This is a genomic window from Lysobacter lycopersici (assembly GCF_007556775.1).
Lineage (GTDB): Bacteria > Pseudomonadota > Gammaproteobacteria > Xanthomonadales > Xanthomonadaceae > Pseudoluteimonas > Pseudoluteimonas lycopersici.
The window spans coordinates 2,072,200-2,085,300 of record NZ_CP041742.1; the positions used below are offsets into that span (position 1 = coordinate 2,072,200).

Sequence of the window (13,101 nt, forward strand, 5' to 3'; positions counted from 1 at the left end):
CATCGTTCCAGAGATGGGATGGTGTGGAACTTTTCGACCCGTTAGCAGTCAGATATGCCGACTGCTAAAATCCCCTCGTAAAGCCGCGCGCCCATGAGCCAGAACTCCATGTCGACCGCCCTCGTCGCCAACAACCTGCCCATCCCCTCCGCGCTCGGTTCGCTGGAGGCCTACATCGGTGCCGTGCACCAGGTCCCGGTGCTCTCGGTCGAGGACGAACAACGCCTGGCCCGGCGCCTGCGCGACGAGGACGACCTCGGCGCCGCGCAGGAACTGGTGCTCTCGCACCTGCGCTTCGTCGTGCACGTCGCCCGCGGCTACAGCGGCTACGGCCTGCCGCTCGGCGACCTGATCCAGGAAGGCAACATCGGGCTGATGAAGGCGATCAAGCGCTTCGACCCGAACGTCGGCGTGCGCCTGGTCAGCTTCGCCGTGCACTGGATCCGTGCCGAGATGCACGAGTTCATCCTCAAGAACTGGCGCATCGTCAAGGTCGCCACGACTAAGGCGCAGCGCAAGCTGTTCTTCAACCTGCGCAAGAGCAAGACCCGTCTGGGCTGGCTCAACGCCGAGGAAGTGCGTGCGGTCGCCGCCGACCTCAACGTCAGCGAACGCGAAGTGCTGGAGATGGAATCGCGCCTGTCCGGCCGCGACATCGGTTTCGATGCGCCCGCCGACGAGGACGACGACCACGCGCCGCCGTCGCCGGCCGCGTATTTGATGGCCGAAGGCGAAGACCCGTCGCAGGCCTACGAACGCGCCGACGGCGAGGACCACCAGCTCGCGCTGCTGCGCGAAGGCATGGCCAGGCTCGATGCGCGTTCGCGCGACATCATCAAGCGCCGCTGGCTGGATGCCGACAGCAAGATCACGCTGCAAGAACTCGCGGACGAGTACGGCGTTTCCGCCGAACGCATCCGCCAGGTCGAGGCCAACGCGCTGAAGAAGATGAAGGCGCTGTTCGCGGCTTGATCGAAGCGAGTTCGAAACATGAAACGGCCCGGGAAACCGGGCCGTTTGCGTTTGCGCAGGAATCGGATATCGCGATCGGAACGCGGGCCATAACCTGCACGCATTCCAATTTGGAGCGTGCCGTGGATTACATCGTCAAAGGCTTGCCAGTCGAGCCCTTCCAACCCCTGTTCGGTTTGTCCGACGAAGAACTGCGCAGCCACGGTGCGAAGCGGTATGTCGCCGACGCCAAGCCAGGCTATCCATGCCGCATCACCTTGCGGGATGCCGAGCCGGGCGAGACCCTGCTGCTGTTGAACTGGCGGCATTTGGATGCCGATACGCCATATCGTTCGGACGGACCGATCTTCGTGCGCGAAGCGGCGTTGGCGTCGTACGAAGCGCGCAACGCGATCCCCAAGCAGCAGCGCATCCGCCTGCTATCGGTACGCGCTTACGACAAGAGTGGCTGGATGCAGGATGCGGAAGTGGTGAAAGGCGTCGAACTCGAATCCTCAGTCGCGAAGTTCTTCGCCGATCCTGCGGTCGACTACCTTCACGTCCATAACGCGAATCGTGGTTGTTATGCCTGTCGCGTCGATCGTGGCTGATCGCTGCCATCCGGTTTGCCGAGGATGATCCGCGCCGCGCGCTGGTAGGTCCAGTACGCCCAGGTCCAGTTGAGCATGACCACGAGGCGATTGCGGAAGCCGATCAGGAAGAACACGTGCGCAACGAGCCAGAACCACCAGGCCAGCGCGCCCGAGAGTTTCAGCTTGCCGAGGTCGACGACGGCGGCCATGCGACCGATGGTGGCGAGGTTGCCGTAATCGCGATAACGGAACGGCGCGATATCGCGTCCGGCGAGGCGCGCGCGGATCGATCTGGCGACATGCGCGCCCATCTGCTTGGCCGCGGGCGCGACACCGGGAACGGGCTTGCCATCCTGCTGCAGCGATGCGAGGTCGCCGGCGACATAGACATTGTCGAACCCCGGCACGCGCAAATCCGGCAAGACCGGCACGCGGCCGCTGCGGTCGAGCTCGACGCCAAGCGAACGCGCCAACGGCGAAGCCGCAACGCCTGCGGCCCACAACACGGTGCGCGCGGCGATGCGTTCGTTGCCGAGTTGCACGCCGTCGCCGTCGATGGTTCGAACCGGAATTCCGGTGCGTACTTCGACGCCGAGTTTCTCGAGTTGTCGCCGTGCCTTCGCCGACAATGATTCGGGAAAAGATGAAAGCACGCGCGGGCCGGCTTCGAGCAGCAGCACGCGCGCCTCGCGTGGATCGATGCAGCGGAATTCGCGCTTGAGCGTGTGCCGCGCGATTTCCGCCAGCGTGCCGGCGAGTTCGACACCGGTCGGACCGCCACCAACAATCGCGAATGTGAGCAGCGCGCGCCGCGCATCCGGATCGGTTTCGGCTTCCGCGCGTTCGAACGCGGACAGGACGCGGCGACGGATGTGCAGCGCGTCGTCCAGAGTCTTGAGCCCCGGCGCATGCGCGGCCCAATCGTCGTGTCCGAAATAGGCGTGGGTCGCGCCGGTGGCGAGCAGCAGGAAGTCGTAATCGAGCGTGTGGCCGTCGGACAGGCGCAATCGCGAGGATTGCGGTTCGATCGACGCCACGTCTTCCATCAGCACGGTGCAATTGCGTTGCCGGCGCAGGATGTGACGCAGGGGCGCGGCGATGTCCGGCGCCGACAGGCCAGCGGTGGCGACCTGGTAGAGCAGCGGTTGGAACAGGTGGTGGTTGCCGCGATCGACCAGCGTGATTTGCACCGGCGCCGACGCGAGTGCGCGCGTGGCCCAGAGTCCGGCAAAACCGCCGCCGACCACGACAACCCGGGGAAGGACGGTTTCATTCATTGCTGGTTATCCGACATGTCCCGGTCCCGGTCGATGCGCGAATGATGCCTGGTGTCGCGCATCGTCGCGTACACGAGCAGCGAGATCGCCGTGCAAGCGGTCACGTACGCGAAGAACCAGGACTCGTGGCCGACCTGCTTCGACCACAACGCCAGGAACTCGGTACTGCCGCCGAACACCGCCACCGCGATTGCGTACGGCAGGCCGACGCCCAGCGCGCGGATGTGCGCGGGGAACAATTCCGCCTTCACCACCGCGTTGACGGCGGTATAGCCGCTGGTGATCGTCAAACCCGCCATGACCCATGCGAAGGCCTGTACGACGGTGGTCGTGTCGGCGATGCCGTTGAGAATCGGGTAGAAGCACGCGGTGCCGAGCGCGCCAAACCCCATGAGCACGGCGCGTCGCCCGACCCGGTCGGACAACGCGCCCACCAGCGGCTGCAGCAACATGTAGAGGAACAGCGATCCTGCCGACACCAGCGTCGCTTCGGCCTTGTCGAAGCCGCCGGTGTTGACTAGGAATTTCTGGGTGTAAGTGGTGAATGTGTAGAACGCGATCGTGCCGCCCATCGTCAGGCCGATGACGGTCAGCACTTCGCGCGGATAACGCAAAAGCTCGCGAACGCTGCCGTGGCGCGCCTTGTCCTCGCGCTGCGCGCGGGCGGCCGCGAACGAATCCGTTTCCAGCATCGTGCGGCGCAGGTACAACGCGCTGGCGGCGAGCACGGCACCGACCGCGAACGGGATGCGCCAGCCCCACGATTCCAGCTGCGTTTCGCTGAGCACCGCCTGCTGCAGGACCACCAGCAGCGCCAGCGCGATGAGTTGGCCCATGATCAGCGTGACGTATTGGAAGCTCGACCAGAATCCGCGGTGCGCGCGATCCGCCATCTCGCTGAGGTAGGTCGCCGACGTGCCGTATTCGCCGCCGAGGCTGAGGCCCTGCAGAAGCCGTGCGAACAGCAGCAGCACGGTCGCGCCCAGGCCGATGCGCTCGTAACCGGGCGCCATCGCGATCAACAACGAGCCCGTGCACATCAGCAGCACCGATAGCACCAGCGCGCGCTTGCGCCCGTGGCGGTCCGCATACAAGCCCATCAACCAACCGCCGAGCGGACGCATCAGGAAGCCGAGCGCGAACACCGCCGCCGCGTCGAGCAACTGCGCGGTAGGGTCGCCCTTGGGGAAGAAATGCGGCGCGAAATAGATCGCGAACGCGGAGTAGGCGTACCAGTCGTACCATTCGACGAGGTTGCCCGCGGAGCCGCTGAAAATGCTGCGCAGGCGTTGCGAAGGCGTCAGCGGCATCGTCGTCATCAATACAAATCCACCGGATCCACGTCCAGCGACCAGCGCAGCTTGCGCGCTTCCGGAAGTTCGTACAGTTGCGGAATCGCCGCGTCGAGCGCGGCATGCAGCGTGCGGCGGCCCGGCGAGGACAGCAGCAATTGCGAACGATGCCAGCCGCCGCGGCGCGGCATCGGCGCGGGCAGCGGGCCGTGCAGTTCGACGTTGTCGGCCCCTCTCCCACCGGGAGAGGGGTTGGGGTGAGGGTTCGGCCTTGTCGCACCCTCATCCGCCCTTCGGGCACCTTCTCTCCGCGTTGCGGGGAGAAGGAAAAGCTCCTTGGCCGCGGCGAGGAATTGCAACGGCGGTTCCGCATGCTGCGCTTCGGCGCGCAGCAGGGCGAGGTGCGCGAACGGCGGGAAGCCGGCGGCTTCCCGCAATGCAAGTTCGGCCGTGGCGAAGGCGTGGTAGCCGCCGGCGATCAGTGTCTGCAGCAACGGATGCTCGGGGTGGTGGGTCTGCAGCAGCACCGTGCCGGCGCGTTCGGCGCGGCCGGCGCGACCGGCGACCTGCACCAGCAGTTGCGCGAGTTTCTCGCTGGCGCGGAAGTCGGCGGAGAACAGGCCTTCGTCGATGCCGACCACGCCGACCAGGGTCAGGTTCGGCAGGTCATGCCCCTTCGCGAGCATCTGCGTGCCGACGAGGATGCCGGGGCGCGCGCCGAGTTCCTCGAAATGCTTCTGCAGCGCATCGCGGCGGCGGGTGTTGCCGCGGTCGATGCGCACGACCGGCACGTCGGCGAATTTTTCCGCCAGCAATTCCTCGATGCGTTCGGTACCCGATCCCTGCGGTTGCAGCGCGAGGCTGGCGCAATCGGGGCAGGCCGGCGGCGCGGGCTGGCGGAAACCGCAGTGGTGGCATTGCAGGCGGCGGCCGTGCGCGTGCACGGTCATCGGCCGATCGCAGCGCCGGCATTGCGCGCTCCAGCCGCAGTCATGGCAGAGCAGCGCGGGCGCGTAGCCGCGGCGATTCTTGAACACCAGCACTTGCCCGCCCGCATCGAGCGCGGCGCGGATCGCGTTCAGCAATTCGTTCGACAGCCCGGCCTGCAGCGGGCGCTTGCGCACGTCGAGCACGCGCACCACCGGAGGCTGCGCTTCGCCCGCGCGCTGGTGCAGGCGCAGGTGCGTGAATCGCCCGCTTTGCGCGTTGTGCAGCGATTCCAGCGACGGCGTGGCGCTGCCGAGCACGATGGGCACGCCGAGTTCGCGCGCGCGCACGAGCGCGAAATCGCGGGCGTGGTAGCGGATGCCGTCCTGCTGCTTGTAGCTGGCGTCGTGTTCCTCGTCGACGACGATCAGTCCCGCGTCCGGCAGCGGGGTGAACACCGCCGAACGCGTGCCGACGATCACCCGCGCTTCGCCGCGCCATGCCGCCGTCCACGTCGTCGCGCGCTCGCTGTCGTTGAGTCCCGAATGCAGTGCGTGCACCGGCACGCCGAGCCGCGCGCGGAAACGCGCCAGCAGTTGCGGGGTCAGGCCGATTTCCGGCACCAGCACCAGCGCCTGTTTCCCGCGCGCAAGGCAGTCGGAAATCGCATCGAGGTAGACCTCGGTCTTGCCGCTGCCGGTGACGCCGTCGAGCAGGAAGGCCGTGAAACCTTCGGCCGTGCGGATCGCGTCCGCGGCCGTCTGTTGTTCCTTGTTGAGTTCGAATCCGTTTTTCCCCTCTCCCCTTTGCGGGAGAGGGTGGCGCGCAGCGCCGGGAGAGGGGCTGTCGGGATTCCCCCTCTCCTGCCCCTGCGGGGCATCCTCCCCCACGAGGGGGGAGGAAAAAGCCGATGCCAACGCCACGCGTTCGACCAGGCCGCGTTCGCGCAGCGTGCGCATGGCCGTGCGCCAGCCGGGCTGCAGCGCATCGAGCACGTCTTCGTCGCGGCTGCCGCTGGCGAGGCTTTGCGCGAGTTCGCGCGGACGGCCCGCGCGCATCGCCGGCAGCGCGGTCGCGCCGGCTTCGGTCAGGCACCAGCCCCAGGCGTGGGTGTCGGGCAGCGGTTCGCCGCGACGCAGCGCGGCGGGCAACGCCGTCGCCAGCACTTCGCCCAGCGGCGCGTGCAGGTAGCGTGCCAGCCAGCGCAGCGAAGCGAGGAGCTCGCCGGCGAACAGCGGTTCGGGTTCCAGCCATTCCACCGGCTTGAGTGCGTCCGCATGCGCGGCGTCGGCCGCGCCGATCGCCGCGACTACGCCGCACAACTGGCGATTGCCGAACGCCACGCGCACGCGGCGGCCGATGTCGCCGGCGTTGGCGGCAGCAGCATTGGCGGGCAGGTAATCGAACAGCCGTGGCAAGGGCAGCGGCAGCGCGACCTTGAGCACGGCATCGGTCATCGCACGAGTCTAGCCGGCCACCGTTGGCAAGCTTTGGGACTTAGCCGGCGCTCCTCACCGCGCGCCGACGAAACCCGCGCAAGTCGGTGTCCGTGAAGGAATTTCGTCCTTATCCACACAAGTTGTGGATAAACCTGTGCAACGCGTTCGCCGGCAACGTCGAACAACGCTGGAAACCGCAGGGAAAGCGCGAATGGCGAAAAAATCGCCACATCGGCCATTTCCTTTTGAATCAGGCACATAGGCGTGAAACATTGTCGACACATGGTTCTGCACCCGGTGTTTGGCGGCATGCATGACGGGTCGATGACGACTGTGCACAACCGGCCCTGCGGAATCCGTGGGTTACGGCTTTGTCAAGCCCCTGCCGGGCGGGGATTTAACGCTCTTCGAACGGGTGCAGCACCCGGCGACTGGCGCGGAAACGGCCGCCGAAACGCGCTTGCCCGTCGGCGCGCATGCGCGGGGCGTGGTCGCGCAGGTAGGTCGCGTAGGCGGCTTCGTTTTCGAGGCGGTATTGCACGCACAGGCCCGCGAATCCCGCCGGCGGCGCCGGATCCAGCACCTCGGACAGGGTCGCACCGAGGAAACCGGGCAGGGCGAGGATTTCGGCGACGTGCCCGCGCAGCCAGTCGCGGTACTCGGCGGCGACCGCGTCCTCGACCTCGAGGTTCACCTCGTACACCAGGCCGGCCGGCATGCTCACATCCACACCAGGCTGAGCAGCGCGGTGAAGGCAATACCGATGCTGAGCAGGATGCAGTAACAGAAACCGAGCGCGCAGTACTTCACCAGGGTCATGAACCAGCCCTGCCGGTACACGCGCTTCTGCATGATCAGCAGATACAGCGCCATCCATCCGAACAGCACGACTTCGAGCAGGCGCAACATGCCGTCGGCGAAGGTGTTCGGTGCGACCACGCGATCCAGCGCGATGACACCGAACACCAGCAGCAGGTCCAGGCACAGGAAGGCGTGGCTGTGCAGCGCGACGATCAGGTGTTCCATGTACAAGCGGCGCTTGAACACGTACGCGATTTTCAGCATCACCGCGAACAGCGGCAGCAGCAGGAACAGCGTGGACGGTACCGCGCCGAGCAAGGCGTCCTTGTAGCGCGAGGAATCGGTGCCCATGCGCGAGATGTTCTCGCGCGCGCGGCCGATCTGGGCGTTGAGCCAGTCGTTGGCGAATCCGGGCAGCCAGCCCACCTTCACCGGGTTGGTCTTCGGATCCCAGTTCCCGCCGTCGTCGAAGCTGAAGGTGGCCGGCGTCGGCGGGGGCGGCGGTTCGCCCTTCGCGGCGGCAGCCTGCAGGTCGCGGATGCGGTTGGCGGCGTCGGTGCGGATTTCGCCCTGGGCCGCGCGCAAGCCGACGGTCGCGCCCGGGCTCTTCCCGGCCTTGGTGATGGCTTCGTCCAGCTTGGCGATGGCTTCATCGCGGGTCTTCTCGACTTCGGCCACGGTCGTCGCGCGGCCGATGCGGCTGCCGTCGCCGTCGTCGTTGATCTGGAAGGCGCCGTTGCCCGTCTGGATCACCAGCTGGGCGACGAAGAAGGTGATGATGCTGACGAAGAAGAACAGCCGCACCGGGCTGACGTAGCGCACGCGGCGGCCAGCGAAGTATTCCAGCGACAGGAATCCGGGCTTGGCGAACAGCGGCCAGATCGTGTGCGGGAAACGCGCGTCGATGTTGAACACGCTGTCGAGGAAGTCGCCCATGATGCTGGTGAAGTGCCGCACCAGGCCCTTCACCGGCTGGCCGCACTGGTAGCAGTAGTCACCGAGCAAAGGCTTGCCGCAGTTCTCGCAGGCGCGGCCGCCCGGCACGGGTTCGGCAGCGGGTTCGACGGCGGTCGGGGTCGGGTCGTTGGCCATGGCGCGGCTAAGATAACGCGGTGCCGCGCATCGCGGCACGCCGGTTTCGTTTCGGATCCAGCATGTCGAGTTCGCAAACCCACGTCGCGCGCGGTTTCGGCGCCGAACTGCGCACCAGCGCGCTGCTCGCGCTGCCGCTCTCGCTCGGGCATCTCTCGAGCGGGCTGATCGGCTTCGTCGACAGCGCAATCGCCGGCCATCACGGCACGCGCACGCTGGCTGCGGTCTCGATCGGCACCGCGCTGTTCTGGCTGCCGATGATGATACCGATGGGTACGCTGATGTCGCTGCCGCCGTCGGTATCGCAGATGGATGGCGGCGGTCGTCGTGGCGAAATCGCACCGCTGTTCCGGCAGGCGCTGTGGCTGGCGGTCGCGCTCGGCATCGTGCTATTCGCGCTGCTGTCGCTGGCGCCGATGGCGATGGCCGCGTTCGGCATCGCCGAAGACATCCGCCCCGGCGCATCGGCATTCCTGCACGGCATCCGCTGGGGCATTCCCGCGTTCACGCTGTACCTGTGCATGCGCTACCTCAGCGACGGCCTGCACTGGAGCCTGCCGACGATGGTGTTCGGATTCGGCGGGCTGCTGGTGCTGCTGCCGTTCGGCTACGTGCTGACGTTCGGGAAATTCGGTTTCCCCGAACTCGGCGCCGGCGGGCTCGGTGTCGCCTCGGCGCTGATGATGTGGGGGCAGGCGCTGGGCTTCGCGCTGTATCTGTCGAAATCGAAACGCTTCGCCGACCTCGGCCTGTTCGCGCGCTTCGAACGCCCGCATGCGCCGACGCTGAAGCAACTGCTCGCGACCGGCTTGCCGATCGGCGTGACCGTGGCGATGGAAGGCAGCCTGTTCATCGTCACCGCGCTGCTGATCGGCCGGCTCGGGCCGGTGTCGTCGGCGGCGCACCAGATCGCGATCAACGTCGCCAGCCTCGCCTTCATGATCCCGCTCGGCCTGGCCGAGGCGACGACGGTGCGCGTCGGCCATGCGCTCGGCCGTGTCCTTCGACAGGCTCAGGATGAGCGGGATATGAGCGGAGTGCGCCGCGCCGCGTTCGCCGGCTATGCCTTGCTGCTGCTCACCCAGACCGTGTCGGCGACGATCATGGTCGGCGGACGCCACGCCATCGTCGGGCTCTACAGCGGCGATGCGGCGGTCGCGGCGCTGGCGGCGTCGCTGCTGCTGTACGCGGCGGCGTTCCAGTTCCCCGACGGCGTGCAGGTCGTGTCCGCGGGTTCGCTGCGCGGGCTCAAGGACACGCGCGTGCCGATGTTGCTGGCGGCGCTGGCGTACTGGGGCATCGGCATGCCGGTCGGCGCAACCCTGGGCTTCGGCCTGGGCGGGCTGACGCCGGTGCTGGGCCCGCGCGGCATGTGGATCGGGCTGATCGCCGGGCTGTCGGTCGCGGCGGTGCTGCTGTGCACGCGCTTCTTGCGCAGCAGCCGGCGCATCCCCATGTCCCCGCCCGAAGGCACCCTGACCTCAGGCGCATGAGTCGTCACGCGGCGGCGGTTAACCTTTGCCCATGAACGATTCGCCCATGAAGGGCTGGAGCTGGAACACATGAACGACCCGCGCGGCCGCGGCCCCATCGCCCGCTTCTTCATTGGCCTGTGGGATGCGATGAACTTCACCCGGCGGCTGGTGTTCAACCTGCTGTTCTTCGGCCTGTTGCTGGTGGTGCTGATCGCGCTCGGTTCCGGCAACAAGGTGTCGCCGATGCTCGACCGCACCACGCTGGTGGTCGCGCCGGAAGGCAGGCTGGTCGAGCAGTACAGCACCGATCCGGCGAGCCGCGCGTTCGCGCGCGCGGTCGGCGACAAGTCCGGCGGGGAAGTGCAATTGCGCGACCTGCTGCGCGCGCTGGACGCGGCGAAGGACGACAAGCGCATCGAACGCGTGTTGCTGCGCACCGACCGCATGTCCTTCTCCGGCTACGCCTCGGTGCGCGAGGTCGCGGCGGCGATCGCGCGCCTGCGCGCTTCGGGCAAGCAGGTGGTCGCGTTCGGCGAGAACTTCGACCAGAGCCAGTACCTGCTCGCGGCGGAGGCGAACGAGGTCTACCTCGACCCGATGGGCGGGATCCTGCTGGAAGGCCTGAGCCGTTACCACCAGTTCTATCGCGAAGGGCTGCAGGACAAGCTCGGCGTGGACGTGCACGTGTTCAAGGTCGGCGAGTACAAGTCCGCGGTCGAGCCCTACATCCTCGATGCCGCCTCGCCCGAAGCGAAGGAAGCCGACCTGTTCTGGATGAACGACGTGTGGCAGCGCTACCTCGCCGATGTCGGCAAGGCGCGCAAGATCGCGCCCGCGCAACTCGCCGCCGACATCGACGCGCTGCCGCAAGGCATCGAGGCCGAGCAGGGCGACCTCGGCGAATACGCGAAGTCGCACCACCTCGTCGACGGATTGAAGACGCAGGAACAGGTCGAGGACCTGATGGCCGAACGCGGCGTCGCTGACAGCGATGCCGATGGCGGCTTCCGCAACATCGACCTCGACGATTACCTGCGCCGCGTCGACGAAACGCTGTCGCCGGTGGACGAGCGCCCGCAGGTCGCGGTGGTCGTGGCCGAGGGCGAGATCAGCGGCGGCAACCAGCCGCCCGGGCGCATCGGCGGCGAATCGACCGCCGAACTGCTGCGCGCCGCGCGCGACGACGACAAGGTCAAGGCGGTGGTGCTGCGCGTGGATTCGCCCGGCGGCGAGGTGTTCGCCTCCGAGCAGATCCGGCGCGAAGTCGTCGGCCTGAAGGACGCCGGTAAGCCGGTGGTGGTGTCGATGGGCGACCTCGCCGCGTCTGGCGGTTACTGGATCAGCATGGACGCCGATCGCATCTACGCCGATCCGTCGACGATCACCGGTTCCATCGGCATCTTCGGCATGATCCCGACCATCCCGCGCACGCTGGAGAAGATCGGCGTCCACACCGACGGCGTCGGCACCACGAAGTTCGCCGGCGCGTTCGACATCACCCGCCCGCTCGATCCCGCGGTCGGGCAGGTGATCCAGAGCGTGATCGACAAGGGCTACCGCGATTTCACCGGCCGCGTCGCGCAGGCGCGGCACAAGCCGGTCGCCGACATCGATGCGGTCGGTCGCGGTCGTGTGTGGAGCGGCGCGCAGGGCAAGGAACGCGGCCTGGTCGACGAGTTCGGCGGCCTCGAGGATGCGATCGCCGACGCGGCGCAGCGCGCCAAGCTCGGCAAGCAGGATGCCTACCGCGTGAACTACATCGAAAAACAGGCGACGCCGTTCGACCAGCTGTTCGGGCGCTTCATGCAGGGTCGTGCCGCCGCAGCGCTGTTCGCGCATTCGGATGCGGCGCGCGCGCTGTTCGCCGACCTGCTGCCGGCGCGCGCCAACGACGAACTGCGCTTCGTCCGGGATGCGATGGCGCCCGGCCCGGGGCTGCCGGTGAAGGCGTTGGCGTATTGCTTCTGCGGGATATAGTCGCTTTTCCCTCTCCCTTCATGGGGTGAGCAGGGGTTTCGAGTAGCGAAGCTACGAGCCTGTGAACGCCTGTCGGCTTACAAGCCGACAGGCTGGGGTGTGGTGGCGCGTAGCGCCGGGAGAGGGCGGCGTTGCGGAAACCCCTCTCCTGCCCCTGCGGGGCATCCTCTCCCTCAAGGGGAGAGGAAATAGCAAATCATCAGCCGCCTTGGTCTTCGATCTGGTCGCGCTGCTCGTCCGCGGCCTTGAGCGTGGTGTCCTCCACGCCCTGCGCCTTCTGGATCGGCTTCTGCATCGCATCGCGCAACTGCGTATCGCGCGCGTGTTGCGCCGCGGCCTGCGGGTCCGGCGGCTGGTCGGTCGGCGGCGGCGTGGGCGCGCTGCAGGCGGCGGCGAGGGCGAGGAACAGGAACGACGCGTGGCGCAGTTTCATGGCGCGGACCCCGGCGTGGATGCGGCGCTATCCTAACGCCGCGACGGCGAAGCGAGGCAAGCGCGATGGATCCGACACGTTGGCGGCTGGACGGGCAATTGGCGCTGGTCACCGGCGGCAGCGCCGGGATTGGCCTGGCGATCGCGCGCGAACTACTCGGCTTCGGCGCCGAGGTCACGATCGTCGGTCGCGATGCGGAAGCACTGGAACGCGCGCGCGCCGAGCTGCAGGACGATTTCCCCGATGCGCGCCTGCACGCGCTGGCCGCGGACGTGGCCGACGAGGAGGAGCGGCGCGAGATCCTCGACTGGGTCGAGGACCGCGGCATCGGTCTCAATATCCTGGTCAACAACGCCGGCGGCAATCTCACCAAGCCCACGACCGACTATTCGGAAGACGAATGGCGCGCGCTGTTCGAACTCAACCTGTTCAGCGCGTTCGAACTGTGCCGCTATGCGTATCCGCTGCTTGCGCAGCACGCGAGCTCGTCCATCGTCAACGTCGGCAGCGTGTCCGGCGTCACCCACGTGCGCAGTGGCGCGCCCTACGGCATGACCAAGGCCGCCTTGCAACAGCTGACGCGCAACCTCGCAGTGGAATGGGCCGAGGACGGCATCCGCGTGAATTCGGTCGCGCCGTGGTACATCCGCACGCGGCGCACGTCCGGCAAGCTCGCCGATCCGGATTACCTCGACGAGGTGTTGCTGCGCACGCCGCTGGGGCGCATCGGCGAGCCGGAGGAAGTCGCGGCGGCGGTGGCGTTCCTGTGCCTGCCGGCGGCGAGCTACATCACCGGCGAATGCATTGCGGTGGATGGCGGGTTTTTGCGGTATGGGTTTTGATG

At 67.4% G+C, this 13,101-nt stretch carries 11 protein-coding genes; 5 read left to right on the forward strand and 6 right to left on the reverse strand.

What is annotated here, in order from left to right:
- Window positions 1–93: 93 nt before the first annotated feature.
- On the forward strand, window positions 94–972 hold the full coding sequence (gene rpoH, locus FNZ56_RS10225) for an RNA polymerase sigma factor RpoH (RefSeq protein ID WP_143879740.1): 879 nt from the start codon (window positions 94–96) through the stop codon (window positions 970–972).
- Window positions 969–1,562, forward strand: coding sequence for a DUF1203 domain-containing protein (locus FNZ56_RS10230; RefSeq protein WP_221933298.1), 594 nt, complete (start codon window positions 969–971; stop codon window positions 1,560–1,562). Before rpoH ends, FNZ56_RS10230 begins: the two co-directional genes overlap by 4 nt.
- Here the strand turns inward: FNZ56_RS10230 and FNZ56_RS10235 are convergent.
- The 5 genes from FNZ56_RS10235 to FNZ56_RS10255 form a co-directional block, all read right to left on the reverse strand.
- Entirely contained in the window at window positions 1,535–2,821 is a 1,287-nt protein-coding gene (locus FNZ56_RS10235) for an NAD(P)/FAD-dependent oxidoreductase (protein ID WP_143879742.1), read from the reverse strand. The genes FNZ56_RS10230 and FNZ56_RS10235 overlap by 28 nt on opposite strands.
- Window positions 2,818–4,140, reverse strand: coding sequence for an MFS transporter (locus FNZ56_RS10240; RefSeq protein ID WP_143879743.1), 1,323 nt, complete (start codon window positions 4,138–4,140; stop codon window positions 2,818–2,820). Before FNZ56_RS10240 ends, FNZ56_RS10235 begins: the two co-directional genes overlap by 4 nt.
- Window positions 4,140–6,497 (reverse strand): primosomal protein N', encoded by a 2,358-nt coding sequence (locus FNZ56_RS10245; RefSeq protein ID WP_143879744.1) that lies wholly within the window; start codon window positions 6,495–6,497, stop codon window positions 4,140–4,142. Before FNZ56_RS10245 ends, FNZ56_RS10240 begins: the two co-directional genes overlap by 1 nt.
- A gap of 379 nt (window positions 6,498–6,876) precedes the next feature.
- The gene (locus FNZ56_RS10250; RefSeq protein ID WP_185970730.1) at window positions 6,877–7,197 is read right to left on the reverse strand and encodes a DUF4286 family protein; all 321 of its coding nucleotides are present in this window, start codon (window positions 7,195–7,197) and stop codon (window positions 6,877–6,879) included.
- A 2-nt stretch (window positions 7,198–7,199) separates the two neighbouring features.
- Window positions 7,200–8,372: a DUF3667 domain-containing protein gene (locus tag FNZ56_RS10255; RefSeq protein WP_143879746.1), complete on the reverse strand. Its 1,173-nt coding sequence runs from the start codon at window positions 8,370–8,372 to the stop codon at window positions 7,200–7,202.
- Window positions 8,373–8,434: 62 nt separating this feature from the next.
- Here FNZ56_RS10255 and FNZ56_RS10260 point away from each other — a divergent pair, with 62 nt between their 5' ends.
- On the forward strand, window positions 8,435–9,865 hold the full coding sequence (locus FNZ56_RS10260) for an MATE family efflux transporter (protein WP_143879747.1): 1,431 nt from the start codon (window positions 8,435–8,437) through the stop codon (window positions 9,863–9,865).
- 69 nt (window positions 9,866–9,934) lie between these two features.
- The gene (gene sppA / locus FNZ56_RS10265) at window positions 9,935–11,824 is read left to right on the forward strand and encodes a signal peptide peptidase SppA (RefSeq protein ID WP_143879748.1); all 1,890 of its coding nucleotides are present in this window, start codon (window positions 9,935–9,937) and stop codon (window positions 11,822–11,824) included.
- Window positions 11,825–12,023: 199 nt separating this feature from the next.
- On the opposite strand, the gene FNZ56_RS10270 is transcribed toward sppA, so the two are convergent.
- Window positions 12,024–12,257 (reverse strand): hypothetical protein, encoded by a 234-nt coding sequence (locus FNZ56_RS10270; RefSeq protein WP_143879749.1) that lies wholly within the window; start codon window positions 12,255–12,257, stop codon window positions 12,024–12,026.
- A gap of 65 nt (window positions 12,258–12,322) precedes the next feature.
- Here FNZ56_RS10270 and FNZ56_RS10275 point away from each other — a divergent pair, with 65 nt between their 5' ends.
- Window positions 12,323–13,099 (forward strand): SDR family oxidoreductase, encoded by a 777-nt coding sequence (locus tag FNZ56_RS10275; RefSeq protein WP_143879750.1) that lies wholly within the window; start codon window positions 12,323–12,325, stop codon window positions 13,097–13,099.
- Window positions 13,100–13,101: the final 2 nt, after the last annotated feature.

What these genes read in the sequence shown, in the direction of transcription:
- rpoH (WP_143879740.1), top strand. Translation starts at nt 94, where the DNA reads ATGAGCCAGAACTCCATGTCGACCGCCCTCGTCGCCAACAACCTGCCC.
- FNZ56_RS10235 (WP_143879742.1), bottom strand. Translation starts at nt 2,821, where the DNA reads ATGAATGAAACCGTCCTTCCCCGGGTTGTCGTGGTCGGCGGCGGTTTT.
- FNZ56_RS10240 (WP_143879743.1), bottom strand. Translation starts at nt 4,140, where the DNA reads ATGACGACGATGCCGCTGACGCCTTCGCAACGCCTGCGCAGCATTTTC.
- FNZ56_RS10245 (WP_143879744.1), bottom strand. Translation starts at nt 6,497, where the DNA reads ATGACCGATGCCGTGCTCAAGGTCGCGCTGCCGCTGCCCTTGCCACGG.
- FNZ56_RS10250 (WP_185970730.1), bottom strand. Translation starts at nt 7,197, where the DNA reads ATGCCGGCCGGCCTGGTGTACGAGGTGAACCTCGAGGTCGAGGACGCG.
- FNZ56_RS10255 (WP_143879746.1), bottom strand. Translation starts at nt 8,372, where the DNA reads ATGGCCAACGACCCGACCCCGACCGCCGTCGAACCCGCTGCCGAACCC.
- FNZ56_RS10260 (WP_143879747.1), top strand. Translation starts at nt 8,435, where the DNA reads ATGTCGAGTTCGCAAACCCACGTCGCGCGCGGTTTCGGCGCCGAACTG.
- sppA (WP_143879748.1), top strand. Translation starts at nt 9,935, where the DNA reads ATGAACGACCCGCGCGGCCGCGGCCCCATCGCCCGCTTCTTCATTGGC.
- FNZ56_RS10270 (WP_143879749.1), bottom strand. Translation starts at nt 12,257, where the DNA reads ATGAAACTGCGCCACGCGTCGTTCCTGTTCCTCGCCCTCGCCGCCGCC.
- FNZ56_RS10275 (WP_143879750.1), top strand. Translation starts at nt 12,323, where the DNA reads ATGGATCCGACACGTTGGCGGCTGGACGGGCAATTGGCGCTGGTCACC.